This window comes from Rhizobium sp. 05L429, from assembly GCF_056397645.1.
Window position 1 is genome coordinate 44,694 of the sequence record NZ_JBFTNV010000038.1, and the last position, 25,675, is coordinate 70,368.

The 25,675-nt window shown below is 61.5% G+C and carries 27 protein-coding genes and 1 pseudogene; 9 read left to right on the plus strand and 19 right to left on the minus strand.

What is annotated here, in order from left to right; all coding sequences use genetic code 11:
* The first annotated feature begins 419 nt into the window (after nucleotides 1–419).
* Entirely contained in the window at nucleotides 420–626 is a 207-nt protein-coding gene (locus tag AC1DNW_RS29815) for a hypothetical protein (protein WP_113301609.1), read from the plus strand.
* 258 nt (nucleotides 627–884) lie between these two features.
* Nucleotides 885–1,940 (plus strand): DUF2336 domain-containing protein, encoded by a 1,056-nt coding sequence (locus AC1DNW_RS29820; protein WP_113301608.1) that lies wholly within the window; start codon nucleotides 885–887, stop codon nucleotides 1,938–1,940.
* Between the two features lie 48 nt (nucleotides 1,941–1,988).
* Here the strand turns inward: AC1DNW_RS29820 and AC1DNW_RS29825 are convergent, their stop codons facing one another.
* On the minus strand, nucleotides 1,989–2,957 hold the full coding sequence (locus AC1DNW_RS29825) for an AraC family transcriptional regulator (protein ID WP_477855266.1): 969 nt from the start codon (nucleotides 2,955–2,957) through the stop codon (nucleotides 1,989–1,991).
* A 119-nt stretch (nucleotides 2,958–3,076) separates the two neighbouring features.
* Here AC1DNW_RS29825 and AC1DNW_RS29830 point away from each other — a divergent pair, with 119 nt between their 5' ends.
* Complete coding sequence (locus AC1DNW_RS29830; RefSeq protein ID WP_113310039.1) at nucleotides 3,077–4,048, plus strand: oxidoreductase; 972 nt, start codon at nucleotides 3,077–3,079, stop codon at nucleotides 4,046–4,048.
* A 62-nt stretch (nucleotides 4,049–4,110) separates the two neighbouring features.
* Here the strand turns inward: AC1DNW_RS29830 and AC1DNW_RS29835 are convergent, their stop codons facing one another.
* The 4 genes from AC1DNW_RS29835 to AC1DNW_RS29850 form a co-directional block, all read right to left on the minus strand.
* Complete coding sequence (locus tag AC1DNW_RS29835) at nucleotides 4,111–5,697, minus strand: ABC-F family ATP-binding cassette domain-containing protein (protein WP_113310038.1); 1,587 nt, start codon at nucleotides 5,695–5,697, stop codon at nucleotides 4,111–4,113.
* Nucleotides 5,698–5,822: 125 nt separating this feature from the next.
* Nucleotides 5,823–6,161: a DUF1491 family protein gene (locus tag AC1DNW_RS29840; protein ID WP_477855267.1), complete on the minus strand. Its 339-nt coding sequence runs from the start codon at nucleotides 6,159–6,161 to the stop codon at nucleotides 5,823–5,825.
* Nucleotides 6,162–6,198: 37 nt separating this feature from the next.
* A complete protein-coding gene (locus tag AC1DNW_RS29845; protein WP_113310037.1) occupies nucleotides 6,199–7,647 on the minus strand; it encodes a methyl-accepting chemotaxis protein in 1,449 nt (482 codons plus the stop codon).
* Between the two features lie 94 nt (nucleotides 7,648–7,741).
* Nucleotides 7,742–8,716, minus strand: a complete 975-nt coding sequence (locus AC1DNW_RS29850; RefSeq protein WP_113310036.1) for an oxidoreductase — start codon at nucleotides 8,714–8,716, stop codon at nucleotides 7,742–7,744.
* 54 nt (nucleotides 8,717–8,770) lie between these two features.
* On the opposite strand from AC1DNW_RS29850, the gene AC1DNW_RS29855 reads away from it, so the two are divergent.
* Complete coding sequence (locus AC1DNW_RS29855; protein WP_113310035.1) at nucleotides 8,771–9,838, plus strand: AraC family transcriptional regulator; 1,068 nt, start codon at nucleotides 8,771–8,773, stop codon at nucleotides 9,836–9,838.
* Between the two features lie 173 nt (nucleotides 9,839–10,011).
* Here the strand turns inward: AC1DNW_RS29855 and AC1DNW_RS29860 are convergent, their stop codons facing one another.
* Together AC1DNW_RS29860 and AC1DNW_RS29865 are read right to left on the minus strand one after the other, a co-directional pair.
* Complete coding sequence (locus tag AC1DNW_RS29860) at nucleotides 10,012–10,962, minus strand: peptidoglycan-binding domain-containing protein (protein WP_477855268.1); 951 nt, start codon at nucleotides 10,960–10,962, stop codon at nucleotides 10,012–10,014.
* The gene (locus AC1DNW_RS29865; RefSeq protein WP_477855269.1) at nucleotides 10,934–12,499 is read right to left on the minus strand and encodes a sensor histidine kinase; all 1,566 of its coding nucleotides are present in this window, start codon (nucleotides 12,497–12,499) and stop codon (nucleotides 10,934–10,936) included. Before AC1DNW_RS29865 ends, AC1DNW_RS29860 begins: the two co-directional genes overlap by 29 nt.
* A 422-nt stretch (nucleotides 12,500–12,921) precedes the next feature.
* Here AC1DNW_RS29865 and AC1DNW_RS29870 point away from each other — a divergent pair, with 422 nt between their 5' ends.
* Both AC1DNW_RS29870 and AC1DNW_RS29875 read left to right on the plus strand, forming a co-directional pair.
* Nucleotides 12,922–13,461, plus strand: coding sequence for a DUF5330 domain-containing protein (locus tag AC1DNW_RS29870; RefSeq protein ID WP_477855270.1), 540 nt, complete (start codon nucleotides 12,922–12,924; stop codon nucleotides 13,459–13,461).
* Between the two features lie 211 nt (nucleotides 13,462–13,672).
* On the plus strand, nucleotides 13,673–14,095 hold the full coding sequence (locus AC1DNW_RS29875) for a SufE family protein (protein WP_113310033.1): 423 nt from the start codon (nucleotides 13,673–13,675) through the stop codon (nucleotides 14,093–14,095).
* 96 nt (nucleotides 14,096–14,191) lie between these two features.
* Here AC1DNW_RS29875 and AC1DNW_RS29880 read toward each other — a convergent pair whose 3' ends face one another.
* From AC1DNW_RS29880 to AC1DNW_RS29925, 10 genes are all read right to left on the minus strand, one after another.
* Nucleotides 14,192–14,617 (minus strand): YciI family protein, encoded by a 426-nt coding sequence (locus AC1DNW_RS29880; protein ID WP_477855271.1) that lies wholly within the window; start codon nucleotides 14,615–14,617, stop codon nucleotides 14,192–14,194.
* 297 nt (nucleotides 14,618–14,914) lie between these two features.
* On the minus strand, nucleotides 14,915–15,346 hold the full coding sequence (locus AC1DNW_RS29885) for a Ros/MucR family transcriptional regulator (protein ID WP_007821525.1): 432 nt from the start codon (nucleotides 15,344–15,346) through the stop codon (nucleotides 14,915–14,917).
* Between the two features lie 438 nt (nucleotides 15,347–15,784).
* Nucleotides 15,785–16,117, minus strand: a complete 333-nt coding sequence (gene mnhG / locus AC1DNW_RS29890; protein WP_113310076.1) for a monovalent cation/H(+) antiporter subunit G — start codon at nucleotides 16,115–16,117, stop codon at nucleotides 15,785–15,787.
* Nucleotides 16,117–16,437: a cation:proton antiporter gene (locus AC1DNW_RS29895; protein ID WP_113310031.1), complete on the minus strand. Its 321-nt coding sequence runs from the start codon at nucleotides 16,435–16,437 to the stop codon at nucleotides 16,117–16,119. The genes mnhG and AC1DNW_RS29895 overlap by 1 nt, the downstream gene beginning before the upstream one ends.
* A complete protein-coding gene (locus tag AC1DNW_RS29900) occupies nucleotides 16,434–16,913 on the minus strand; it encodes a Na+/H+ antiporter subunit E (RefSeq protein WP_113310030.1) in 480 nt (159 codons plus the stop codon). The genes AC1DNW_RS29895 and AC1DNW_RS29900 overlap by 4 nt, the downstream gene beginning before the upstream one ends.
* Nucleotides 16,910–18,457 (minus strand): Na+/H+ antiporter subunit D, encoded by a 1,548-nt coding sequence (locus AC1DNW_RS29905; protein ID WP_477855272.1) that lies wholly within the window; start codon nucleotides 18,455–18,457, stop codon nucleotides 16,910–16,912. The genes AC1DNW_RS29900 and AC1DNW_RS29905 overlap by 4 nt, the downstream gene beginning before the upstream one ends.
* Nucleotides 18,458–18,635: 178 nt before the next feature.
* Nucleotides 18,636–19,013, minus strand: coding sequence for a Na+/H+ antiporter subunit C (locus AC1DNW_RS29910; protein WP_113301593.1), 378 nt, complete (start codon nucleotides 19,011–19,013; stop codon nucleotides 18,636–18,638).
* A complete protein-coding gene (locus AC1DNW_RS29915) occupies nucleotides 18,956–19,432 on the minus strand; it encodes a Na+/H+ antiporter subunit B (protein ID WP_477855273.1) in 477 nt (158 codons plus the stop codon). The genes AC1DNW_RS29910 and AC1DNW_RS29915 overlap by 58 nt, the downstream gene beginning before the upstream one ends.
* A gap of 256 nt (nucleotides 19,433–19,688) precedes the next feature.
* Nucleotides 19,689–22,049, minus strand: coding sequence for a putative monovalent cation/H+ antiporter subunit A (locus tag AC1DNW_RS29920; protein ID WP_113310027.1), 2,361 nt, complete (start codon nucleotides 22,047–22,049; stop codon nucleotides 19,689–19,691).
* Nucleotides 22,050–22,182: 133 nt separating this feature from the next.
* Complete coding sequence (locus AC1DNW_RS29925) at nucleotides 22,183–22,386, minus strand: hypothetical protein (RefSeq protein WP_113301590.1); 204 nt, start codon at nucleotides 22,384–22,386, stop codon at nucleotides 22,183–22,185.
* A gap of 216 nt (nucleotides 22,387–22,602) precedes the next feature.
* Between AC1DNW_RS29925 and msrB the strand changes: the two genes are divergently transcribed.
* Nucleotides 22,603–23,016: a peptide-methionine (R)-S-oxide reductase MsrB gene (gene msrB, locus AC1DNW_RS29930; RefSeq protein WP_477855274.1), complete on the plus strand. Its 414-nt coding sequence runs from the start codon at nucleotides 22,603–22,605 to the stop codon at nucleotides 23,014–23,016.
* A 37-nt stretch (nucleotides 23,017–23,053) separates the two neighbouring features.
* Here msrB and AC1DNW_RS29935 read toward each other — a convergent pair whose 3' ends face one another.
* Entirely contained in the window at nucleotides 23,054–24,118 is a 1,065-nt protein-coding gene (locus tag AC1DNW_RS29935; protein ID WP_162748545.1) for an FAD-dependent oxidoreductase, read from the minus strand.
* A gap of 76 nt (nucleotides 24,119–24,194) precedes the next feature.
* On the opposite strand from AC1DNW_RS29935, the gene AC1DNW_RS29940 reads away from it, so the two are divergent.
* Both AC1DNW_RS29940 and AC1DNW_RS29945 read left to right on the plus strand, forming a co-directional pair.
* Entirely contained in the window at nucleotides 24,195–24,734 is a 540-nt protein-coding gene (locus tag AC1DNW_RS29940; RefSeq protein WP_113301655.1) for a GNAT family N-acetyltransferase, read from the plus strand.
* On the plus strand, nucleotides 24,731–25,477 hold the full coding sequence (locus tag AC1DNW_RS29945; protein WP_113310024.1) for a class I SAM-dependent methyltransferase: 747 nt from the start codon (nucleotides 24,731–24,733) through the stop codon (nucleotides 25,475–25,477). Before AC1DNW_RS29940 ends, AC1DNW_RS29945 begins: the two co-directional genes overlap by 4 nt.
* Before the next feature lie 92 nt (nucleotides 25,478–25,569).
* Here the strand turns inward: AC1DNW_RS29945 and AC1DNW_RS29950 are convergent.
* Nucleotides 25,570–25,675 (minus strand): annotated as a pseudogene (locus tag AC1DNW_RS29950) (IS5/IS1182 family transposase); the annotation flags it as partial.

Here is a 25,675-nt window from a genome sequence, read left to right on the forward strand (position 1 = left end):
CTCACGGCACCTGATTGAAATACCGTGATGCTGCGGAGCTTCCACGATCCATATTCCCAAATCGCGTCGTTCCTGTCCGAATTGAGACACACGACCGTTAACAGATTACTAATATTCAGCCACTGCTTTGGACAGTCTGCCCGACGCCGATATAACGCGCAGAATGGTTGTTTGGTTTCAGCCGCGGAAAAGAAAAGTCAGGCTGAAAGTCACCCAATAAAATTAGAAATAATTCATATAGTTAACAGATCTTATTTACTGAAGCGGCGGCCGCGCGGTGGGTGTTGCAAAAATGCGTCACGAAAATACTAATTGCGGCAAGAGACGATGGGTGTATCGTGATCTTATCGGCCAAAAGTTTAAAGCGATGGCCGCTTGGGAGATTATACGTGCTCTTGCTGTCATACGGAGAGCAACCCATGCCCTTTCTGTATAGTTCCGCATTCACCTCAGAAGATTTGGATGTGTTGCGCGGCGCGCTGGATGCGTGGTGCGCGGAGAAGCATCTCGACATCAGAAGTGTCGAAGCGCAGTTCGCTGCTTCGACTGCGCTCGACCTTTACCAGTCGGGCCATGACGATCACGACAAACTGCTGTCGGCACTCAGAGGCCGCAAGGGTCTTTAGATTATTTGCCGGCTATTTATCCACATCCTTAAAAACTGAAAATCGCCCCCGCGCCCGGGCGATCGATTTTATTTTGCCGGCTCATCAAGCCGCAACACGCGAAACGTGTGTATTTMTGTTGCATTTTAATAGAATCTTCAGCATGCATTAACTGTACCGGTGTAGGATTTGTTCATAACCGTATGGTCTGACGCGCGTCCCGCCAGCGCTTGTCGGCCCCATGGTTTCCCGCTTGTTCTGCGTTTTCAGGGTGTTCTTGTGCGTGACCGGTTTCGAGACCTAGAGGGCCCCATGGCCATCAGGAAGAAGGACGTGGTGTTAATGGCGACTGTCAGCAGTTTCGAGAACCTGTCACATCCGACACGCTCCGAACTGCGCCAGTTTGCCGAACTCTTCATGCCGCTCTTCCAGGCCTCTTCCGAAGAGGCAAGGCGCCAAGCCGTGGCAGCCCTTTCCCAATGCGAGAACATGCCGGCAGCCGTTGCGCTCTTCATCGGCAATCAGCCGATAGAGGTCGCCGCACCTTTTCTCACCTCCTCCAAGGCGATCAATGACGACACGCTGATCACGATTGCGCGCACCCAGGGTGCTGCGCATGTAAAGGCGATCGTCAGCCGCGATTCGCTGTCGCCTGATGTCATCGACGCGCTGGTGGCGCTGCGCCAGGCCGAGCCGCGTCCATCCGCTGCCACTGCTCCCGCAGAGCAACACGCCATACCGCTTTCGCCGATGCCTGTCGCGCCCGAAATGGACCAGCAGGAAGCACAACGCATCGCCAATGAAGAGGCGCTACGCGAGCGCATCCGCAGCCTTGCCGGCCATCTCGGCCGCAATGATGAGGACCGCCTTGGCCTTCGCTCGCTGTCAGATATTCAGGAGGCGCTACTGGTGCGCTTTGCGCGCTCGCGGGAAGCCGTGCATTTCGCCACTGCGCTAGCCGATGCGCTGTCGGCCAGCCGCTGGCTTGCGGAGCGCATCATGCTCGACCTGTCCGGCCAGCAGCTCGCCACGACGCTGACGAGCCTTGGCATGGGCTTCCTCGATTCCGTCTTCGTGCTGGAGAAGCTCTATCCGCACCTTGCCGAAGTGCCGCACAATGTCAGCCGCGCCTTCCTCGTTCTCGACGCGCTGGACCCGGAAGAATGTCATGCCCGCGTGGACGCATGGCGGCGCGCCGATAGCTACACCTACAATCCGGAAGCGCCAACCGCAGCAGACCAGCCGGCTCCCGTCGCACAGGCGCAGACCCCCGCCTACCGCTTCATCCGGCAGGCGCCGGTGCGCGATCTCAAGAGCGTCAGCCGGGCGCGCTAGAACATTTCCGCTTTCCTCTGATAACGACAATGTTCCAGCTCTTTGTTTTCACGCAATTCCGGACGCAAAACCGCTGTACGCCTTTGCTGAAACTGCTCCAGCCTTCAAGTGATCGCGACGATACTGCTGCGGCGCGACACCGGTGATGCGCTTGAACGCATTGCTGAAGGCGCTTTCCGACTGATAACCCAGCGAATAGGAAATCGCCGAGATCGGCTGCGAGCCTGATCGCAGCGCCTTGGCGCCAAGCCGCATGCGCCAGCGCAGCAGATAATCCAGCGGTGCCATGCCCGCGAGTTTACGGAAACGCAGGGCGAAATTGGAGCGTGACATGCCARCGGCTTCGGCCAGATCCTGCAGCCGCCAGTTCCGTGCGGGATCACCGTGCAGGAGACGGATCGCCGCGCCGACGCGCCTGTCACTCAGCGCCTGCGGCCATCCTGGTGTCGTCGCATCGGCCTGATGCAACCAGACGCGGATCAACTCTACGAAGAGAAGCTGGGCCAGATGGTCGGCGGCAGCCGACCCGCCCGGACGCTTCTCATCCCACTCCTCCCCCAGCCGCGACAGCAACCAGCGGATTGCCGTCGCCTCCCGCGACTTGCCGCTGACGAAAAGGATCGGCGGCAGTGCATCGAGGAGCAGGCCGGCATCGGCATCGTCGAAAGTAACACGTCCGCCGACGGCAAACAGGCTTTCGCACGGCAGGTCGGCGTTGATGGAGGCGGTATGATCAKGGCCAAAGATCTCGGACGGCGCCACCGGCGTCAGCACCGGATCGCTGCAGAGAACATACGTGCTGCAATTGACGAGCAGGAAGCAATCGCCAGCCTCCAGCCAGCGTGGCTCGGCACCGTTGGAAACCAGATAACAGCCGCCTTCCAGCACGGCGTTGAACTTCACGCCCTCAGAAGCGAAACGGATCGACCAGCCACCCTTGGCCCTGAGGCTGGCGGAGAGCAGGCTTCTGGCAGAGAGCAGCGACAGGACATCGGAAAGAGGGTCGACAGCAAGCATTTAGGATGATCACGCAGATAGATTGGACTTCAGCGCATGGATAATCCTACATCCGATGCATTACGTCTAGCCCACCTCAGGAGCGGACGAACCGCTCACGAAACAGATGCGAGGATGTCATGCCTACTTCCCAATATCCCCTTCCCTCCGGTCTCGGCCGCTCGACGACTTCGGAAGAAGCACTCGGCAATGCAGATCTGACCGGCAAGCTTGCGGTCGTCACCGGCGGTTATGCCGGCCTCGGCCTGGAGACGGTGCGGGTGCTTTCCAACGCCGGTGCTGCCATCATCGTGCCGGTGCGTGACGTCGATAAGGCCAAGGTGGCACTCAAAGATCTGCCACGTATCGAGATTTATCCGCTCGACCTTTCGGCGCCTGCCTCCATCGATGCCTTCGGGCGGGAATTTGCGGCCAGCGGCCGGCCGCTTGATCTTTTCATTGGCAATGCCGGCGTCATGGCGACACCGTTTGCGCATGACGACAGAGGTTTCGAGCGGCAGTTTGCGACGAACCATCTCGGCCACTTCCAGCTTGCCGCATGGCTCTGGCCGGCGCTGAAGCGCTCCGGCAATGCCCGCGTCGTGGCACTTTCCTCCGGCGGACACCGTTTCTCCCCCATCGATTTCGACGATCCGAACTATCAGCGTCGCACCTATGATGCCTGGAAAGCCTATGGTCAGTCGAAGACGGCCAATGCGCTGTTTGCCCTTGAACTCGACCGGCGCGGGGCAGAGCATGGCGTGCGTGCCTTTTCGGTTCACCCCGGCTCGATCAAGACCGAGTTGACCCGCTATGTCTCGGATGCGGATATGGAAGCAATCGGCTTCCGGGATGCCGACGGCAATATCCCCGCGCATATTGCCGCGCTCTTCAAGACGATCGAACAGGGTGCGGCGACCACCATCTGGTGCGCGACGAGCCACCAGCTCGACGGCATGGGCGGCGTCTATTGCGAGGATTGCGATATCGCCGAGGCACTGCCCGCCGATACGAAGGAGCTGCGCGGCGTGATGCCCTGGGCGATGGACACGGACGCTGCCGAGCGGCTCTGGGCTCTCAGCGAAAAATTGCTCGGMATTTCCTTCGAATAGACAAGCCCTCGCCTCCGCGTGCCGTCATCGCAGAACCTCTGCGCACTTTTGCGCGACATGCTTCAGCGCACCGGCAACTCCAGCCGGCGGGTTATGCCGACCATCTCCAGAAACACCTCGTCATGACTGACGACCAGCAGCGCGCCGTCATAGGCTCTCAGGCCGGCTTCGACGGCAGCGATGGAATCGATGTCGAGATGGTTGGTCGGTTCATCGAGGATGAGCAGCGCCGGCGGTGCCGCGCCGCCGAGAACGCAGGCAAGGCCGGCGCGCAGAAGCTGGCCGCCTGACAGCGTCGAGACGATCTGCAGCGCCGCATCCGCCCGGAACATGAACCGGGCGAGTGCGGCACGGCAGGCGTTTTCATCCGACTGTGGGTTCAACCGCCGGAAGTTGTCGCGGATCGAGGCCTTGGGATCGAGCAGACTGACGCGCTGATCGAGCATGGAGAATGAGGTCAGCACACGAACCGCGCCTTCCCACGGCTGGAGATCGCCCGAGATCAGCGCCAGCAGCGTCGTCTTGCCCGAGCCATTCGGGCCGGTGACGGCGATGCGTTCAGGACCTGTCATATCGAAGGACAGCTTGCGGATGATCAGTTCGCCCGCCTCGTAACCGGCCGTGACCGCGTCGATCCTCAGCACCGATCTGCTTGGCGGCAGGCCGGTCGAGGGCAGCTTGACGGAAAGCGGCTGGAGTATCTCGATGCGTTTGCGCGCCTCCTCGGCATCCTCAAGCGCCTGGGCGTGGCGGCGCTCGGCAAGGCGGGCATTGTCACCGCTGGTACTCTCCGCCTGGCGCTTCAGACCGCCGGCGATGATACGCGGCATGTCCCCCTTGGCTGCCTTCTTCTTGCCGGCGCTGTCCTTGCGCGCCTTGCGCTCGGCCGTTTCCTGCGCGCTGCGGGAAACCTCCGCCACGCGTTTCCTGGCATCCGCAAGATCGTGCTCGGCGGCAGCCAGTTCCAGAGCCTTGCGAGCGCGGTAATCGCTCCAGTTTCCGCCATAGCGCGTGGCGCCGAGCGTCGTGAGCTCGACGATGGCATCCATCGTCTCCAGCAATTCGCGGTCATGGCTGACGATGAGAGCGCCGTGCCGCCAGCTACCGAGAAGCGAGATCACCGCTTCACGGCCGTCGCGATCCAGATTGTTGGTCGGCTCGTCGAGGACAAGAAAATCCGGCTCCTCGAAGATCAGGGCCGCGAGTGCTGCGCGGGTGCGCTGACCGCCAGACAGTGCTGAAAGCAGCGTCTGCGGGCTGGCGGCAAGGCCTGATCGTTCCAGTGCGGCATCGATGCGCGCTTCGAGCGTCCAGTCTGCAACAGCAAGCTCGTCGGCGCTCGCCTCGCCGCTTTCGGCACGGCGAAGAATGGCGAGAGGCTCCGTCGCCCCGAAGAGATCGGCGACCGTCTCATCCGGCCCGACCTGCACACTCTGGCGCAGGATGCCGATCGTGCCGGAAACCGAGATAGAACCGGTCTGCAGCTGCAGCTCGCCGGCGACCAGCTTCAAAAGCGTGGTTTTGCCGACGCCATTGCGGCCGACAAGGCCGGTGCGCTCGGCGCCGAAGCTCAGATCGATATTGGAGAAAAGCGGCCGGCCGTCAGGCGTGGACCACGAGAGATTGGAAAGCGTCATGGATGCAGGCATGGAAATCCCCGATGGCAAGGCGAATTGGCGTTGCGATCAGGTTCATATCCATTGAGCACACATCCTGTTGGTATTGCGGATGGCAGTAAACTAGGCGGGAATTGGCGTAAATTCAAGGCAGGCCGTCAGCCGGCCATCGGGATAAGTTCCGAGACCTTGTCTGTCTCCAGCTCGACGATCCAGAGATCTGGGTCGAACTTGCGCTCGCGGTCCAGCATCTCCCGCACCTTGTCCGGCTCGGCGCGTTCGAGCCGGATTTCGAAGAGGCGGTCGCCGCTGCTCTCCTCATCGAAGAAGCTCTGTGGAGCGGGCGCATAAAGGGTCTCGAGACCGTCGCGGAAGCGCTGGCGAATGAAGATCGCGCCGGCTTCCTCGGCACCCTTCTTCTCTACGRCAGCAAAATCGCCCGCAGAGAAAACCCGGCGGACGAGAGCGGAAACATAGATGTCGGCGCGTAATCTCATGAGCGCGGTATAGACCGCGCGGCAAGTGGCGGCAACGCTATACCTTTACCGCCAGCCGCAAGCCGCCCCAATGCCTGCCGCGGACAGTGATCGGGGCGGAAATATCCTTCATCATGACGAAATTGCCGCCGCCCATGTCCCGACGGTAAGTCTGGACGAGGAAGGGAGCGGTGCTTCTGCCGGCGGCCAGGCCGACGCGATCGTTGAAGATGCGGCGGTTGCGGCAGTTGGCCGTATTCCAGATGGTGTCGCCCGGCTTCTGCGGCTGCGAGAACTTCTTGTTATGGGTCGGCAGGTAGCCGTTTCCATCGACAGCGGCACAGAAGGCGATGCACTCGTCGGAAGCCGCCGCCGGCTCCTGGATCGGCGGCAGCAGGCGGTCGGCGAGCTCGGTGAAAGGCGTCATCATCTGCACCGGATCGGTTCCGGGAATGGGATGATAGTGGCGGCTGAACAGACTCTCCATGCCGATCCCACCCTCTGCGACCACACGCTCCAGGGCATGGGATATCCGGGCGGCGACGGATTGCGCCTGTTCGATCCAGTGGCGGTCGGCTGTCTCGACACCGGCGCTCGCGGTCAGTTGGATCAGCGTTTCCGACAGGCCGACGACACTGTCGACGCGTTTTGCCGCCTGCTGCAGCCGGCAGTTGGAATCGAGCACTTCGGCCGACATTTCGCCGAGCTTGGCGACGAAGCCGGCGCAATCGCGGTCCACGGCCTCGGTCGTATTGGCCATGACGGCGGAGCTATCGAGGATGCGGGTAATCACATGCTCCATGCTTTCGAAGGCGCCGCGCATCGTCTCGGATTTTTCGCTGACGCCAGCAGCACTCTTGCGCGCGCCGCCGCCGACAGTCGAGAGACGGTCGATCTTGACGCGAAGCCGCTCCAGCGTTTCCTGAATGGCGCCCGTCGCCTTGGAGGTCTGCAGCGACAAAGCGCGGATCTCAGAGGCGACGACGGCAAAGCCCTTGCCCGTCTCGCCGGCGCGGGCGGCCTCGATCGCCGCATTGAGCGCCAGAAGATTGGTCTGGCGGGCGATGGTGCTGATCTCGGCGGCCACCTCATCCACATCGGTCAGCGAGCGGGAGAAGTCGGAGATTTCCGTACTGATCTCTTCGGAGGACTGAACCATGTGGCGGATTTCCTCGACCGAGCCGGACAGGCGATCGGCCGATTCCTTCAGCATATGGCGGGCTTCGGAGGCGGTACTATCGGTCTCACGAAGGGAAACGGCGACGGAGCGGTTGGTCTCGGCAATCGACAGGGCCGTGCGGGTGACATCATCGAAGGCGGCGACATGGCGGGCGGACATTGCCGCCATGTCCTGGATGGCGCCGGCAATATCAACGAGATCGACGCCGAGCGTAGAGGCCTCTTCGGCAAGGCGCGAGAGGATATGGCGCAGCGCGGCGCGATCCGGCCCATCCGGTTCATAGACTGGACTTGCGGCATTCTCCTCCACCGCCTTCAGCGCCTGCATGATCGAGCTCCCCCAAGCTATATTAGAGAAGCTTCAAGCAACATGGTTAACAATTGACTAAGAATATCGGGGATTAGACTTAGGTCGCAAGGCTTCAGCTCTGTGTGAGGCCGGTCAGCCTTTCGCTCATCTGCCAGAGTCGTTCGGCAAGTTCMGGGTCGGTCGCCCAGGGACGCACACCGAGCAACTCCTCGGAGTCACCGGGCACGGCCTTGGCGATATCGCAGTTTTCGCAATAGACGCCGCCCATGCCATCGAGCTTGTCGCTGACGGCGCACCAGATGGTGGTTGCCGCACCCTGGGCGATGGTCTTCTTGTTGTTCTCGGGGTCGATGACCGGGTTGCCGTCGGCATCCATATAGCCGCTCGCGAGCAGATATTCACGCGACTGGTGACGGATGAGATCGGTCGTGACGATGCCGCCCGGATGCAGCGAGAAGGCGCGCACGTCGTCTCTTGCGCCTAAAGCATCCAGAGAGACGGCAAAAAGCGCATTGGCCGTTTTCGACTGGCCGTAGGCGACATAGGGCTGGTATTCGCGGCTGTCGAACATCGGATCGTCGAAATCGACGCCGGAGCGGACATGACCGCGTGAGGAGACGGCAACGACGCGGGCGCCTTCGGCCTTCACCAGCGCCGGCCAGAGGCGGGCGGCGAGCTGGAAGTGGCCGAGATGGTTGGTGGAAAACTGCGATTCGTAGCCGCGGCTGTCGCGCGTCAGTGGGTTGGCCATGACGGCGGCGTTGTTGATGAGGAAATGCAGCGGCTCACCGTCTTCCAGGAAACGATCGGCGAAATCGTCGATGGAGTTGGGATCCATCAAGTCCATGTAACCGAGCTGCAGGCCGGGAACGATTTCGGCCGCGGCCCTGGCCTTCTCGATATTGCGGGCGGGCACKATAACCTTGGCGCCGGCCGCTGCCAGCACGCGGGCAGTTTCGAGGCCAAGGCCGGCATAACCGCCCGTGACGATCGCCACCTTGCCCGAGAGATCGTGGCCGGCAATCACTTCTTCCGCCGTAGACGCTGCGCCGAAGCCGGAGCCGATGGGAGCTTGTGGAGTGGACATCGAGTGTTTCCTTTCTAGTCGGACAACATCTACGTCCGGCAAGCGGGATTCTGAATGCTTGTAAATCCCGATTTCTTGCGCCATCGTACAAAGATGACCAGTGATCCTCTCTCCGAAATGCTCAGTCTGCTCGATGCCCGCTGCCTGATGGCCGGCGGGCTGATTGCCGGCGGCCCCTGGGCACTCGCCTTTCCGCAGCCGAACCGCATCAAGATCAGCGCGGTGGCCAAGGGCCGGTGCTGGCTGGTGCTGGACAATGGCAGCGCGCCGATCCTGCTCGAAGCCGGCGACGTAGTCCTGCTCAACGGCAAGCATTCCTTCGTGCTGGCAACCGATCTTGCGGTGACGCCGGCCGATGCCGTCACAACCTTCAAGGACAAGAAGGTCAATGGCATGGCGCGGCACGGCACCGGCGAGGACTTCCTCTATATCGGCGGCCATATCGCGCTTGGTCCGACCGGTACGGCGCTGCTGCTCGACGTGCTGCCGCCGGTCATCCATGTGCGGGCGACCGTTGCGGAAGCCGGCGTGCTGCGCTGGCTGCTCGACCAGCTGGTGCGGGAAATGGCGGCAGGCCAGCCGGGCGCGCTGCTTGCCTCCACCCAGCTTTCGCAGCTCATCTTCGTGCAGGTGCTGCGCGCCCATATCATGACATCGGAGCCGCTGACCGTCGGCTGGCTGCGCGCGTTCGGCGACGAAAAGATTGCGCCGGCGCTGCGCCTCATGCATGCGGACCCGGCGCACGATTGGCAACTTTCGGAATTGGCGAAATCGGCCGGCATGTCGCGCACCAGCTTTGCGCTGCGCTTCAAGACGGTCGCGGGCGTCGCTCCGCTCACCTATCTCACCGCCTGGCGCATGCGTCTTGCCGAACGGGCGTTGCGCGAGGGCTCGACGCCCGTTTCCTCGCTGGCGCTTTCGCTCGGCTATACTTCCGAAAGCGCCTTCAGCAACGCCTTCAAGCGCGTAACCGGCATTGCGCCGAAACGCTACCGGACATCGGCGGCCGTCAATATCGGCCCGATCGAAGAGGTGGTCGATGTCGAAGGACGGGTGCCGACCGTCGACTACCGTCTCCTGCGGCTGTCGAACAGGCCGCCAGCCCTGGCGCGGCAAGTTTGACGACAGGGAATGAAGGGCCGAAGGTTCATCCGGTTTGGAAATGGGCCGACTGGTCGATATCGGCGATGAGGCCAAGGTGCTTCGGCCCCCGGTCCGGCAATTCGCCAGTGGAGCGGATAAGGGAGTTGATCAGGCAATAGGCGCCGTGATGCGCAGCACGGCTTTGATCTGACCTAGAGCGCGCCGATTTCCTTGAGCTTCTTCAGCACGGCTTCACTTGGCTCGCCATTTTCCGGCAAGTTGTAGTGCTTCTGGAAATGTTTGATGGCAGCGCGGGTCTGTTCGCCTGCCACTCCATCGACGCCGACATTTGCGTAGGCCATGTTGGTGAGGCCCTTCTGGATCTTCAGCACCAGATCGACATTGGAAATTCCTKACAGCGGAACCTGCTTCGGCGAGGACGGCGCCGTCTTGACGGTCTTTTCGGCGCTGCGGATGGCGGCTGCCACCGGATCTTCCTCCGTCGCCTTCGACGTCACATCCTCCCGCGGTTTTTCGGCGGGAATGGTCGAGGGGCCGACAGCATCGGTTCTGAGCGCTGCGAGCACATCAGGCGTCGCATCCCCGCTCTGCGCCATACCGACCGTTTCCTCGAAGAAGAGGATGGCCGCACTGGTGCGCGGGCCGATGACGCCGTCGGCATTGCCGTTATAAAGGCCGCGGCGGATCAGCTCCTTCTGGATATCCATGACGAGCTGGTTCGGCTGCTGGGCGGCTGCAGCAGGCGGTGTCGTATCTGTCGTTGCGCCGGCATCGTCCGGCCGCTCGATGCGGAAAGTGGTGACATCGCCCTGCGGCTCGGTCTGCGGACGGAAGCCGATGGCGTTCGGCGCGCCCGGATCGCGGGTGCGGAAGATCGGATGCGGGTGCGAGCCCGGCTGATACCAGAGCGCATTGGCGGCGACGAAAGAGAAGATGACGACGAAGGCGATCGTGCCACCGGCAACGGAGGGATTGCGGCCGATGACGCCGCCAAGCACACCTGCGCCCTGAAGGCCGAGGCCGCCCAGCGCACTCGCGCCCTGCAGGCCGACGCCACCAAGCGCCGCCACACTGGTCATCAAAAGGCCCGGCTGCTGCCGCGCCTTCTTGCCCTTAGGCGATTTTCGCTTGCGCGCGGCCATCGAAGAGCCCCTCCTCCACTTCTGCGGCGACAACCGCACCCTTCAGCCGTGGCGGAAACTCGACCGCCCCCGCATGGCCGGCATCCTCGCCGGTGCAGGCGCCGGAACCATCCGCCGCGATCTCGATGGTGATGATGGTGCCTTCGCCCGGCTGGCTGGCGATGGCAAAATGGCCGCCATGCAGGGCGACAAGTCCCTTGACCAGCGAGAGGCCAAGACCCGTGCCCTCGAAACGGCGGGTATAATCATTCTGAATCTGGACGAAAGGTTGGCCGAGTGTGGCGAGCCTGTCGGCGGGAATGCCGATGCCGGTATCGCTGACTGTCAGCTTGAGAATGCCGTCGCGCATGGCCGCATCGACGGTGACCACGCCACCGGCTTCGGTGAACTTCACGGCATTGCCGACGAGATTGATGAGGATCTGCTGCAATGCGCGCTGATCGGCCATCACTTCGCCGATGCCGCGCTGGACGCGGTTCGTCAGAGTGACACCCTTGCTCTTGGCCTGCAGCRCCAGCATCGATTCACAGGATCGGATCGACGCACCGATATCGAAAGGCTCGAGCAGCAGGTCATAACGGCCGGCCTCGATCTTGCTCATGTCCAGCATCGTGTTGACGACGGAGAGCAGGTGCGCGCCGGATTCACGGACCAGGCCGACATATTCGCGCTGGCGGTCGTTTTCGAACTTGCCGAAATATTCGCCGATCAGGATATCCGAGAAGCCAAGGATGGCGTTCAGCGGTGTGCGCAGCTCGTGGCTGACGGCGGCGAGGAAACGGGACTTGGCGTCATTGGCCGATTCCGCGTCGGCCGCACGCGTCTGCGCCTCGGCGCGAAGCCGTTGCTCCACCGACACGTCATGCAACTGGGCAATGACGGCCGAAAGCACGCCGTCCATATCCCGTCGCGCGGTCATGTCCATGCGCAGATAGGCGAACTGGCGGTTATCGCGCGAGACGGAGGGACGTTCCAGCCTGAGATCGACGGTTGCCTTTTCCTCGCCCTGGCGCATGGCATCCAGCGCCTGCAGGAAGAGGATGCGGTCGGAGACATGGACCTGTTCGAAGAAACCCCTGCCCTTCAGATCGCGCATCCAGGTGAGATAGTCGCGCTTGTCGCGGCCACCCGCCGTCGTCACAGCGCCATGAGGGTCGAGGAAGAGCACGAGACCCGGGCTCATTTCAAGGAAGAGATCGTCGGCGCTCGCTGCTGCTGTGTTCGGGGGGATAGCCTGGCGGGAAAGCGCGATGCTGCCGACGGCAGAAAACAGGAAGGCGGCGCAGACCGTGGCGACACCGGCCGGTAGCGCAACAGCGGGGCTGGTGACGATGGAGAGGCCGACCGGAGCGGCAATAAGAGCGGCAGAGGAGAGGAAGACGAGGCGGCGCAGAATGGCGAGCTCGCTCTGGCGCACAGCTTCGCCGCCGCTCGTCCGGGAAAGCCAGCCTGCCGCTGCCCGGTCCACGAGGGCTGTCGCCCGGCCGCCAATGTCACTCAATACACGCACGCAATACCTGCCAAAAAGGCCTTTCATTGACCCGGACAATAGGCCCTCGCGGCTTAAAGAAAGGATAAGGCAAAGTCGCCCTCCACAGCCCAAAAACGCCAAAAGTCCCGTTTTGGGCCATCCGCAATGCTCTTTGAATTTTGTGGTTAATAGCAGGTAAGCGACGGATTTTCCTCATATTTCAGCATTGCGTTAACTCTTGTGGCAAGACKGCGGACCAAAAGCCCAGCAATTGCAGGCAGCGACTGCCACCATGCTTAACGGCGATCGTTAGAATTCGACTGAAATGCCCCGAAAATGCCGATCATTAAAATTCGAGACAAATTTGCCGCAAATGCCAGCGAGTTTCGAAAAGCGGCATTCGCAACTTGGCGGTAGGGTGAAAACACACCGGACAACCGGCCCGATTCGGCAACAAGACCGAACGGGGAAACAGGATGGGCAAGACAATGTGGTTTCTGATCAAAGGATCATTCTGGTTTGGCCTTGTACTCGTCGCTCTCTCGGTTTTCAGCTCGGAGAGCCGCGACAATACCGGCCACACGCAATTGCAGCTTTCCGACGCCTTCACGGCGGCAAGCGGCGCCTATGACTATATGACCGGCATGTGCTCCGAAAAACCCGAGGTCTGCAGCAAGGGTGCTGAGACCTTGACGGCTCTCGGCTACCGGGCCCGCGAGGGCGCCCGTGTCGCCTATGAACTGCTCGACAGCCAGTTCACGGACGATGCATCCAAAATGGCTTCCGCAAAGTCGGCCGTGCCGCAAGCGCCCGTGGCGCTCGCCGCTCCTTCCCTGCCGGACKCCGTGACCAATACCGTGCGTGAGGCACAGGCTGCGCTGAGCCAGCCGATGCCGCACCTGCCGCAGCCCTACCGCCCGCCGGTAGACGAGGGTGTTTCCGCCGAACGGGTCGTGACCGGCACTATCTCGGCTGGCACCATTCCGGCCGGCGCGATCCCGCTGCCGACACCGAAGCCGGCGATCTGACAAATTTTTGCGGGCGACGCCGCCCGTATCCAAGCTTGCATCGGTGGTCCGCATGACGCGGAGATGCCCCATGCCTGACGTGCCTGCCCTGTTTATTTCAGCATTTTGCTGCGCCGCGAGGATGCCCATCCCTCGCGGCTTTTCTTTTTAACGGTTCAAATCTGCGGTCGCTTCGCCTATATGAACGGATAACACTGAAAGGCCTGACAGCATGGCGACCCTCGACCAGATCATCGACGATTTCTCCTTCCTGGACGACTGGGAAGACCGCTACCGATACGTCATCGAACTCGGCAAGGCGCTGCCGGACCTGGCCGACGAGAAGAAGACCTCCGAGAACAAGGTCATGGGCTGCGCCAGCCAGGTGTGGCTGGTAACGCATACGTCCGGCAATCCGGACAATCCGCTGATGAGTTTCGAGGGCGATTCCGATGCGCATATCGTGCGTGGCCTCGTCGCCATCGTGCTCGCCACCTATTCCGGCAAAACGGCGTCCGAAATCGCTTCGCTTGATGCCTTCGAAATCTTCTCCAAGATCGGGCTCACCGAAAACCTCTCCTCGCAGCGCTCCAACGGGCTGCGCTCCATGGTAAACCGCATCCGCGAGGAAGCGCGTGTACGCGCTGCCGCCTGAGGGCGCGTGATCGGTATAATACAGAGCTGCAAGACACACGGCTGAGCGCCCGGAGGAAATCCACCGGACGCCCGTGTATAATGTCCCCTGATGGGACTATTTGCCGTCAGCCATCTTTTCGCGCAGGCGCTCTTCCTGTTCGGCAAGCTCCGGCGTGAAGGCTTCGCCGAAATCAGCGGCTTCGAAGACCTGGCGTATCTCGATTTCRCTCGGGCCTGGCATCGGATTGGGGCAACGCTTGATCCATTCCAACACCTCGTCCATGTCCTTGACCTGCCACAGCCAGTAACCGGCGATCAGTTCCTTGGTTTCGGCGAAGGGGCCGTCGATGACGAGGCGTTTCGGGCCATCGAAAGCGACGCGCTTTCCCTTGGACGACGGATGCAGGCCTTCGCCAGCCAGCATGATGCCGGCATTGACCAGATCCTCGTTATATTTGCCCATGGCCTCCAGAAGTTCAGTCGAGGGCATGACGCCTGCTTCACTGTMTGCTGTCGCCTTGACGATGACCATTACGCGCATTGTCTCTTCTCCTCTTGTTTACGGCGGCATGAGTGCCTGCCTGTCTGAGATCTCCGCTTTCTTCGAAACACGGAGATGCCCGATCTCTTTGCTTTCACGCAATTCCGAACGCAAAACCGCTGCGCACTTTTGCGCGACATGCTCTAGAGACGGATGAGCAATCGCGGGGCCGACATTTTTTGCCGTGCTTTTTTTGAAGATAAATGACGAGGGCCGAAAGTCATTCGATGGGACGACCGGCAAATACAAAAAAGCCGGGCAACAGGCCCGGCTTTTTATCGTCCAGCTGTATAATATTCAGCCGCGACCGCGCTTGCGGCGCTGTCCCAGGCCCATTTCCTTTGCGAGGCGCGAGCGCGCTTCGGCATAGGCTGGGGCCACCATCGGGTAATCGGCAGGCAGATCCCACTTCTCGCGATATTCTTCCGGCGCGAGATTGTGATGCGTCATCAGGTGACGCTTCAAGGACTTGAAGTTGCCGCCACATTCCAGGCACGTAATCTGCTCGTCCTGTACGGACTTGCGGACAGAGACTGCGGGCTTCTGCTTTTCGACGACCGCTGCCACCGGCTGCGGTACGGATGTGTTGCTCAATGCCGAATGTACGTCGGAAATCAGATTGGCCAGGTCGCTGACCGGGACAACGTGGTTGCTGACATAGGCCGCGACGATATCGGCCGTCAGTTCCACAAGCAGCTCCGGCGCATTGCCGGTCGCCATATCCGTCATATTCTTTCTCCTGTTAGCATGCTCAAATGGTCCTTCTCCCAAAAGACAAAGAACCCTCGTCGCAGAGCCAAACAGCAAAAGAGCAGGCAGCAGCCTTTGTTTCGAAAAACCGGAAATCCACCCCTAGATTCCGAAGACCGTATTTCTGCGCTAATACTGCCTGAAAGTGAGCTACTAYGTATTCTTCCAGGCCATCACCCAGTTAGACATTGGCAATCAAGGCTAAGGGACTTGGAAGCAGTACGATTCTAATTCACAATCAGAACTCTACTTAGTTTTTCAAATAGCATCGTTTTCCAAAAAGGCCAATTATTAATTGTGATTTTCCTAGAAAAAAAATCCATCACAAAGAATTGGTCAGCAGTTCAGCAAGCTTTACTCGTGCTTCCAGTGCATAAGTTTGCGTAAAATTGCTTAAAATTCTGAATAGCCCTCATCCTAGCGTATTCGCATATCGTCACGTACTGAGGTAAGGACCGGGAAATGTCCAGTTTTATGCGAAGCTCTCGCAAGAAGGTGTGCAGAAACCGGCGCCGTCAAGATGAAAAAGAGGAAACCGGCGAGCGCCCTCACAAGCACGGCAAGTTCACCTGAGTAAAGACCGGCGGCAAGCAACAACAGGCCGGAACCGACCGTGCCGGCCTTGGAGGCGGCGTGCATGCGCGTGTAGAGATCCGGCAAGCGCACGATACCGATCGCAGCCACCAGCGCGAACAAGGCGCCAGCCACCAGCAGGACCGCGGTGATTATCGCCAGCGCGTAGTCCATCATCATTCGCTCCTCCTTCGCGTCACAGGCCCAGCTTCTCCCGCCTTTCCGCGCGAGAGCACGAAACGGGCGAAGGCGACCGTTGCCAGGAAGCCGACGAGGCCGAGCGCAATGGCGATATCGATGTAAAGCGAGAAGCCGGTACGCACAGCGACGACGGCGATGAAGCCGATCGCGATACCCGTCAGCATGTCGAGCGCCAGGATTCGATCCGGCAGGCTGGGGCCGACGATGACCCGCCAGACGGTGACAAGCAAGGCAAGGCAGAGGATGCCAAGCGCTGTTATGGCCGCGGCGGAAACGATGGCGGCGGGCGTTATCATCCGAAGGCCTCCATGATGCGGCGTTCGAAACCATCAGCAATGCCGCGCCTGACCGTCTCCGGATCGGCGCAATCCAGTGCATGGACATAGAGCGTGCGCCGATCCTCGGAGACATCGACGGAGAGTGTTCCCGGCGTCAGCGTGATGAGATTGGCAAGCAGGGCGATCTGGAAATCGCTCGTCACGCTCAGTGGGAATGCAAGAATGCCGGGCGCGAGCTGCATGCGCGGCGACAGCACCGTCAGCGCCACCCGCCAGGCGGAAAGCGCCAACTCCTTCAGGAAAAGGCCGGCCAGCAGGAGGACGCGCAGCGGACGGATACGGCGCGGCAGCGAACGGCGGGCAAAGGCCTCACGCACGACAGCAAGCGACAGCAGCGACAGGGCCAGGCCGAGAACGAAATTATGCGGCGAAGCGCTGCCTGTCACGGCAACCCAGGCGATGGCAAGTGGCAGGCTGAGGAACAGGACGATCATTGCAGAGCCCCTTCCGGAAAGACGGAGAAGATGTAGGCGGAGGGATCCGCCAGCCCATCGGCTGCCGACCGGACGAGCTGCAGCAATTGCTCCGGCAGGATGCCGAAACCGATGACGAGGATCGTCAATGCCGCAAGCGGCAAACCGGCCGTCCAGCCGGTCCGCATCGGCGGCAGGAGCAGCGGGGATGGACGCCAGTAAGCGAGCAGGAAGACACGACCGATGGTGATCGTCAGCAGGAAGCCGCCGAGCAGGATCGCGCCGGCCAGCCACCAGGCACCAAGATCGAGCGAGGCCTTGACCAGCAGCACTTTCGGCCAGAAGCCGGAAAAGGGCGGCAGGCCGCAGGCGGCGAAGAGCAGCATGAACGAAATCGCCGCGAACCAGCCGTTCTGGCGATAGAGACCACCGAGCGCGGCAAGCGAGAAGGAGCCACCCCGCCTTCCCGCCTCGCCGACGAGAAGATAGAGCGCCGTCATCAGTACGACCGAATGCAATGCGTAAAAGACCGCGCCACCCAGGCCGTCCGCCGTGCCAAGAGCAGCGCCGATCAGCATGTTGCCGATGCCCGAGATCACCACATAGCCGAGCAGCCGGCGCAGGTMGGTTTCGGCGAGAGCGCCCAATGCGCCGACGAGGACGGTCAGGGCACCGACTATGGCTATCAGCAGGCTGAGTTCATCCCGTTCGGCCGGCAGCAGCATGACGAGGACGCGCAGCAGTGCATAGACACCCACCTTGGTCAGCAGGCCGGCAAAGAGCGCGGAAACGGCAATGCGCGGCGTGTGATAGGAGGCCGGCAGCCAGAAATTGACCGGAAAGGCCGCGGCCTTCATGGCGAAGGCGAGCAGAAAGAGGCAGGCAAGCGTCATCAAGGGCGCGGTGCCGGCAAGGCCCGCTGACCGCTCGGCGATATCGGCCATGTTGAGCGTGCCGAAGCTCGCATAGAGGATGCCGACCGATATCAGGAACAGCGTGGTGGCGATGAGGTTCAGCACCGCATATTTCAGCGCGCCATCGATCTGCGCCCGTTCGGAGCCAAGAATCAGCAGGCCGAAGGAGGATATGAGCAGCACCTCGAACCAGACATAGAGGTTGAAGATATCGCCGGTCAGGAAGGCGCCAGTGACACCTGATATCAGCAGCATCAGCAGCGGGAAGAAACCGTATCTCCGGCCGCTTTCGGTCGTATCCGACAGAGCATAGATGCCGGTGGCCAGGGTCGCCACAGCGGCAGCGAGCGCCATCAGCGCGCTCAGAATATCCACTGTGAAAGCGATGCCGAAGGGCGGCAGCCAGCGGCCCATGACCATGGTGAGCGGGCCGTGTTGGACGACCTGCCGCAGCAGAGCGGCGTCGAGAAGCACGAGAACGGCGAGGCCGGTAATGGCGATCCATGCCTGCAGGCGGGGAAAGCTGCGCAGCATCAAGAGCAGCGCGCCGAGGCTGATGCAAAGCGCGACCGGCAGGATCGCCAGCCAATGGACCAGCGGGATCGGAGCGGTGACCATGGCGGCAGAAAGATCGGAGACGGGGGCGGCCATTAGGCGGTGCCTCCCATGAGGGGGAAGATCGGCTGGAAGCGCGGGCTTCCCCAAACAAGAAGCGTCCCAAACTGCAGTACGTCAGCGATGTGCGAAGGTCGGGCCACGGGTCGATCTCCCCCCTTGTGGGGGAGATGCCCGGCAGGGCAGAGGGGGGTGAGCATCCGCACAGCCATCCTCAATACCCCAACGGCGGTAGCGGCCGGTCTTCAGGTTCGGCATCATGCATGCGGGTCGTATCGTCAGTGCCGAGCTCCTGATAGGCGCGATAGGTCAACACCAGCAGGAAAGCGAGGAAGGAAAATGAGATGACGATCGCGGTCAGGATCAGCGCCTGCGGCAGCGGATTTGCGGCACCCGATGGCAGTATGTCAGCGCCAGCGGGGATGATCGGCGGAACTTCCCGGGTCAGCCTTCCTGCCGTGAAGATCAGAAGGTTCACGGCATTGCCGAGAATGGCAATGCCGAGCATGATGCGGATCGAGAACCGTGACAGCATCAGATAGACCGCGGCCGAAAAGAACAGGCCGACGAGGATGGCGAAAAGCGCTTCCATMAGTCGACCTCCCTTTCTTCCAGTGCCAGCGCAATCGAGGCGACTGCGCCGAGGACGACGAAATAGACGCCGAGATCGAACAGCATGACCGTCGAGAGCGGCACTTCCACACCGAAGAGGACGGGATAGACCCAGAGGCCGGTCATGAAGGGCACGGCAAAGAGGACGGAGATCAGGCCGGCGAGGCAGGAGAGCAGCAGCCCGAAGCCGGCAATCGCCAGCGGGTGGAAGCGGATCGCCCGGCGTACTGCTTCCACACCGAAGGCAATGCCGTAGATCGCGAGCGCCGAGGCTGCGATCAGCCCGCCGATGAAGCCGCCGCCGGGCTCGTTGTGGCCGCGCAGCAGGATGAAGACGGAGAAAAGCAGCATCAGCGCGGTGATGAAGGGGGCGATGGTGCGGAAGATGAGGGTGTTCATGGCGTGCCTCCATGAAGAGGCGTAACTGGATAGGCCGAAGACCGACTGCAAACGTTCAAGTGGTCTGTCCGGGGCAACCCTCTGTCCCTCTTTCCTGTGCTTGCCACAGGTATCCAGCCACTGCGCGTCCACGCCGTGAACAACTCATACGCTACAAGGGAAAGGGTCTTCTGTGTCCAAGGACCTGAACACACTGGATTCCTGTGACAAGCACAGGAATGAAGGAGCTTGGGAAAGCGCGGCGGGCTGGCAAACATCATTCTGCGCCCTCCGCGTCCGGATCGTTCGTTGCCAGCCGCCGCTCCGTATTGCCGCGAATGCGGATGAGCGCGAGGATCGCCAGTCCCGTCACCGCGACGACGGCGATTTCGCCGAGCGTGTCCGTGCCGCGGAAATCGACGATGATGACGTTCACGACATTGGCGCCGTGGGCGATCAGCTTTGAATGGGCATTGAAAAAATCGCTGAGCGCCGTGTTGAACGGCGCCTCCGTGGCCCGCATCAGGAGTAGTGCCAAGCCCAGGCCGCAGGCGAGCGAAAGGGCGATATCGAAGAGACGGCGGGCGCCGTGGCGCGGATCGGTCGGTGAAAGGCGCAGCCGGGTCATCACGAGGGCGAGGATGACGACCGCGAGCGTTTCGACCATGAACTGGGTAAAAGCGAGGTCGGGGGCGCCGAAGAGCAGGAAGATCAGCGCAACAGCGAAACCCTGAATGCCGAGCGAGACGATCGCCGTCAGCCGGTCGCGGGCGATCAAGACGGCAAGAAGGCCGAGCACAGCGATGAGCATGATGCCGGCTTCATGCAGGCGCAGGTCGTTGGGCCAAACAAAAGTCGCCGGAAGTTCGCCGTGGGTGACGAGCGGCACGAGCAGAATTGCCGCGACGCAGAGGAAGGTACAGGCGACGTAGATATCCAGACGTCCCGGCTGGACGATACCGATGACGCGATGGGCGAAACGGACAAGCCCGGCGATGGCGTGATCGAAACCACGATCAGGGCCGTGGGCGGAACGCAGCATATAGGCCACGAGCGCACGGGCGCGATCGAGCTGCCAATAGACGGCGATGCCGAGCACTATCGTCAGCAGGGACAGGGCAAGCGGCACGCCGACATGAGGGACAAGCGAAATGGAGACTGCCATGGGCCGGCCCGCCACGGCGGAAGCCATTGGCGAGGAAATCATGCGATTCGTGACGCCGGAAAAGAATGCGGCAAGCGGACCTGCCAGAGCAAGAACGGCCGGGCCGAACCAGAGCAGGATCGGCGCCTCGTGCGGATGTTTCGGTGTCTCTACCGGCGGGCCGAAGAAGGGTCTCAGCGCCACGGCAAAGGCGATCGCGAACATCAACGCATTGCCGAAAATGGCGACTGCGGTGGCGAGGATGGAATAGGGATCGCCACCGGCAAGTGCCGCATAGATTTCCTCCTTGGCCAGGAAGCCGAAGAAAGGTGGCAGGCCGGCCATGGACATTCCGGCGGTTATGGCGATCGCAAAGGTGAGCGGCATGGCCTTTCTCAGGCCCCGAAGTCGTGTGATGTTCCGCGTGCCGGTCTCATGGTCAATGATACCCGCGACCATGAAGAGCGCTCCCTTGAAGAGCGAATGCGCCACCAGATAAAGCACCGCCGCTTCGACGGCATAGGCCGAGCCGAAGCCGGTCAGCATCACCAGCAGGCCAAGGGACGAAACGGTCGTATAGGCAAGCTTCAGCTTCAGATCCGTCTGGCGTATGGCGAGCACGGAGCCCACAACGAGCGTCAGGCCACCGAAGACGGGCAGCAAGACCTCCCATGCTGGCGTCGCGCCCATGACCGGGTTCAGCCGCATCAGCAGATAGACGCCGGCCTTCACCATCGTGGCGGAATGCAGATAGGCGGAAACGGGAGTCGGCGCTTCCATGGCGTTCGGCAGCCAGAAATGGAAGGGAAACTGTGCCGACTTGGTGAAAGCGCCGCCGAGCACCAGCAGCAGCGCCGCCAAGTAGAGCGGGCTGCCCCTGACGACGTCGCCGAACTGCAGCAGGTCGGATAGCTGCGCGACGCCGGTCATGTCCCAGAGGATGAGCAAGCCGGCGAGCAGCAGCAGCCCTCCCCCGCCTGTCACGACCAGCGCCTGGAGTGCTGCGCGTCGTGCCGCTTCCCGTTCATGATCGAAACCAATCAGCAGGAAGGAGGTGATCGAGGTGAGCTCCCAGAAAATGAAGAACATCAGGAAGCTGTCGGAGATCACGACGCCCAGCATCGCGCCCATGAAGAGAAAGATGAAGGAGAAGAACCGGCCCTGATCCGGATGGCCTTTGAGATATCCGCCGGCATAGAGCACGATCAGCGTGCCGATGCCGGTAATCAACAGAGCAAAGGTGAGCGACAATCCGTCGAGGAACCAGGAAAAGCGGACGCCCAGGCCCGGCACCCAGTCATAACCGCCGGTTACGATTTCGCCGCGCGCGATCTGCGGCACGAGACGCAGGAAATGCAGGAAGGCGAGCAAAGGGGCGACAGCGAGCGCCCAGGCGCCGCCTGCGCCCAAGAGGCGGATGATGACGGGAGCGGCGAGAGCACCGATCAGCGGCAGACACAGGGCCAAAAATGTCAGAGCCGTGACATCGGCCATGTCCCCTCCCTGCAGCACGGATGAAGGCCGGCAAAACCGGCTTTTTCCAAGGCTTAGGTGAATCGGCTGATAGCCTCAAGCGATTTCGGCAACCCGCAATGGATGCAGGCGGCTGTGTTCGCAGGTTTGACGTTCAGGAAAAACGCGTGGCGAGACGGGAAACGGAACCGTGCAGGACGAAGAAAACAAGCGGCAGCGGCCAGAAAAGGCAGGCGATCAGCCCGGCAATGCGGTGCACCGTCCAGCGATCATGATTGACCCAGCCTTCCAGCAGGCTCATGCCCAAGGCGATCGCGGCGACTGCGCCGTATAGAACAATAATCAGAGTGTGAAACACCGTTTGTCCCCGAAACACGCAGTATTAAGCTTAATGGCACATTAAAGATAAAGCACGGGTGATTCGTCGTCTTCCCCCAAATTGAGTAGATGGCGAATTGGGCGGTGAGACGGCAAGGTTTGATCCCGAGGCCCGATCCCAGACTTGATCAATCGCGCTCAGCGCACCACATTTGCGCACGAAAGAGATTGCCCCCATCGGCGAAAGGAGCACTCCATGGCCGAAACGACCGCTACACCGAAAGTTCACAAGACCGATGCCGAATGGAAGGAACTGCTGACCCCCGAGCAGTACCGTATCACCCGCGAGCACGGCACCKAACGCGCCTTTACCGGTCCCTACTGGGATTCCTTCGAGACCGGCCTCTACCGCTGCGTCAGCTGCAATGCGCCGCTCTTCCGCTCGGACACCAAGTTCGATGCCGGATGCGGCTGGCCGAGCTATTTCGAGCCGGTTTCCCCTGACTCGGTGACCGAGCATCGCGACAGCACCTATGGCATGGTGCGCACGGAAATCCGCTGCGGCACCTGCGAGGCCCATCTCGGCCACGTCTTCCCGGACGGGCCGCCGCCGACCGGCCTGCGCTACTGCATCAACGGGCATTCGATGGTTTTCGAACCCGGCAAATAAGGGAAAAACGGACCCCATCGGGTCCGCTTTTTTCATATCAGGCCGGCAGCGGTACGAGCGGCGAACGCTGCCCGTCCAGCACATGCTCTGCGGCGAGCCGCCCGAGTAGCGGCGCCAGGATGACGCCCGGATGGCCGACGGCGACATAGGCGCCCTCAATGCCGGGCAGGAAACCAAGCCGCGGCATTCCGTCGGAAAAGAAGGGCCTATAGCCTGCGGCAGCCTCGACGAGCGCCACGCCATCCGGCAGGTGCAGGCGCTCGTGCATCACTTTGAGTATCCGTTCGCCAATCCTCTTCGGCGCATTCTCTGCCGTATCGTCGATATAGCCCTTGGCGACATGCAGTATGTTATCCCCCGACTGGCGGATTTCCAGGCCGGGGCCGCGGAGGATACGGTTTACGACGGGCGCGGTGCAACTATAGCGCAGGATGATCGAGGGCGAGGCTTCGACGGCGCTGCGGAAGCCGACGCTTTCTGCCAGTTTGTCAACGGCGGTTCCACCTGCCAGGATCACAAGATCGGCTTCGACCATGCCGCCATCGGCGAAGCGTACACCGCTCACTCTGTCACCCGAAAGGATGAGGTTTTCGACCTTGCGGCCGAACGTGGCAGTCGCACCGGAGGTATCGATCAGGTCCCGCGCCAGCCTTGCAGGATCGAGCGCGAGATCGCGAGGCGAGAACATGGCGCAGGCTGGAGGCTGGCGTAGATTGGGCTCCCATGCGGTGATGGTCGCGGCATTTACCAGTTCGACATCGGTCCCTTCAGCGCGATGGGCTGCGGCGAAGGCCTCAGTCTCGGCAGCACCTCCAAGCCAGAACAGCGAGCCGGGACGTGCGGCGACAAAAGCATCCGGCAGATCGGCCTGCAGGCGGGCATAGTCGGCGAGCGCCTCCTGCACCAGGCGGTAATTGACCGCTCCCGGAGCGATATTGATGATATTCACCCAGCCGAAGGCGCGCGCCGTCACGCCGCTGCCCGCCTGCGCGCCCTCTTCCACCACATGGACGGCGGCCCCGCGGCGGGCGAAATGGAAGGCGAGTGATGCGCCGACAATGCCGGCGCCGACGACGATGACGCTTATCTTTGCGGATGCCATGGCGGGACCTCTCGTATAAAGCGAACTGAAGAAGTGGGCGCGGCTTAGGCGCGCTCCATGACAGAGGGATGAAACAATGGCCATCATCCGGGAAATCCTGCGCAGCGATCGGCTGATGTTGCGCGAAATCACCGTTGCGGACCTGCCGGCGCTTGAACGCATCTTCGGCGACCCGCTGTGCATGCGGTACTATCCTTCAGTGAAAGATGCCGCGGCAACGCGCGATTTCTTGAACAGGCTCGCCTTTGAAAGCTACGAGAAGAATGGTTTTGGCCTCTGGGCGATGATCGATCGCAAGAGCGGCGATCTGCTCGGCGACTGCGGGATCACGTTGCAGGAGACATCGCGCGGAATGGAGCCGGAGCTAGGCTATCATCTCTGGCCGGATTACTGGGGCAAGGGCTATGCCACGGAGGCCGCGACTGCCTGCCGCAACCATGCCTTCTCAGTCATGGGATTGTTGCGCCTCGTCAGTATCGTCAGCCTGGCAAATCTCCCCTCGCAGAAGGTCGCCGGGCGGGTGCATCAGCGACGGGAGATCTTCAGCAAGCAGAACGCGGCCGGCGAAACAGTGGAACGCTATCTCTACATCAGCGAGAAGAATTCAGGCGAATGAGCAAGATTTCCGATGATCCCCTCTATCGAGACCCCGCGCTCGCACAGTTCTACGATACCGCCAATCGCTGGGGGCCGGATTTCGATTTCTGCATGAAGCTGGCGGAAGGCGCGCAGTCTGCGCTTGACCTCGGCTGCGGCACCGGCGAACTGACGGCCGCCCTTGCCGCGACGCGTATCGTCACCGGCGTCGATCCTGCTGTAGCGATGCTCGATATCGGCAAGTCGCGGGCGGGTGGCGATAAGGTGGAATGGGTCGAGGGTGACGCTCGCACCGTTCGCCTCGGAAAGAGGTATGATCTCATCGTGCTGACGGGGCACGCCTTCCAGGTCTTCCTGACGGAAGAGGACCAGCGCGCCGCCCTTGCGACGATCGCCGCACATCTCGGCCCGGCCGGCCGGTTCGTGTTCGATACGCGTAATCCCGGTTTCCGCGGGAAGCGCGATGTACGCCATGGCAGCGTGCGCCAGCTCGAACATGCAGACCTCGGTGCGATCGAGGCCTCCGACAGGTCGCATTACGATGAGGCGACCGGCATTCTTTCCTATGAGAACGGTTATCGCGTGCTCTCGACCGGCGAGCACTTCTCCGGACGCTCGAAAATCCTCTATACGTCGCGCGACAAGCTCTCCGGCTTGATGCGCGATGCCGGGCTGACCGTCGACGCCTGGTACGGCGACTGGGAGGGGAGCCCCTTTCATGCGCAGGCGCGCGAGATCATTCCGGTCGGTCGTCTCGCCTGAGCACGAARGGCTCTATCTCTTTGTTTTCACGCAATTCCGGACGCAAACCGTAGTGCATTTTTTGCTGCAATTGCTCTAGGCTCCAGACTCAATCAGGCCCACCAAATGACGATGGCGGCGATGTAGCAAGTTGCCGCGAAGTTGAGCATGAGCTTGTCATATCGAGTTGCGACACGCCTCCAGTCCTTGAGGCGACAG

What these genes read in the sequence shown, in the direction of transcription:
- mnhG (WP_113310076.1), bottom strand. Translation starts at nt 16,117, where the DNA reads ATGATGGACTACGCGCTGGCGATAATCACCGCGGTCCTGCTGGTGGCT.
- AC1DNW_RS29910 (WP_113301593.1), bottom strand. Translation starts at nt 19,013, where the DNA reads ATGGAAGCGCTTTTCGCCATCCTCGTCGGCCTGTTCTTTTCGGCCGCG.
- AC1DNW_RS29920 (WP_113310027.1), bottom strand. Translation starts at nt 22,049, where the DNA reads ATGGCCGATGTCACGGCTCTGACATTTTTGGCCCTGTGTCTGCCGCTG.
- AC1DNW_RS29895 (WP_113310031.1), bottom strand. Translation starts at nt 16,437, where the DNA reads ATGATAACGCCCGCCGCCATCGTTTCCGCCGCGGCCATAACAGCGCTT.
- AC1DNW_RS29885 (WP_007821525.1), bottom strand. Translation starts at nt 15,346, where the DNA reads ATGACGGATATGGCGACCGGCAATGCGCCGGAGCTGCTTGTGGAACTG.
- AC1DNW_RS29900 (WP_113310030.1), bottom strand. Translation starts at nt 16,913, where the DNA reads ATGATCGTCCTGTTCCTCAGCCTGCCACTTGCCATCGCCTGGGTTGCC.
- AC1DNW_RS29940 (WP_113301655.1), top strand. Translation starts at nt 24,195, where the DNA reads ATGGCCATCATCCGGGAAATCCTGCGCAGCGATCGGCTGATGTTGCGC.
- AC1DNW_RS29945 (WP_113310024.1), top strand. Translation starts at nt 24,731, where the DNA reads ATGAGCAAGATTTCCGATGATCCCCTCTATCGAGACCCCGCGCTCGCA.
- AC1DNW_RS29815 (WP_113301609.1), top strand. Translation starts at nt 420, where the DNA reads ATGCCCTTTCTGTATAGTTCCGCATTCACCTCAGAAGATTTGGATGTG.
- AC1DNW_RS29835 (WP_113310038.1), bottom strand. Translation starts at nt 5,697, where the DNA reads ATGCCTGCATCCATGACGCTTTCCAATCTCTCGTGGTCCACGCCTGAC.
- AC1DNW_RS29845 (WP_113310037.1), bottom strand. Translation starts at nt 7,647, where the DNA reads ATGCAGGCGCTGAAGGCGGTGGAGGAGAATGCCGCAAGTCCAGTCTAT.
- AC1DNW_RS29875 (WP_113310033.1), top strand. Translation starts at nt 13,673, where the DNA reads ATGGCGACCCTCGACCAGATCATCGACGATTTCTCCTTCCTGGACGAC.
- AC1DNW_RS29855 (WP_113310035.1), top strand. Translation starts at nt 8,771, where the DNA reads ATGCTTGTAAATCCCGATTTCTTGCGCCATCGTACAAAGATGACCAGT.
- AC1DNW_RS29935 (WP_162748545.1), bottom strand. Translation starts at nt 24,118, where the DNA reads ATGGCATCCGCAAAGATAAGCGTCATCGTCGTCGGCGCCGGCATTGTC.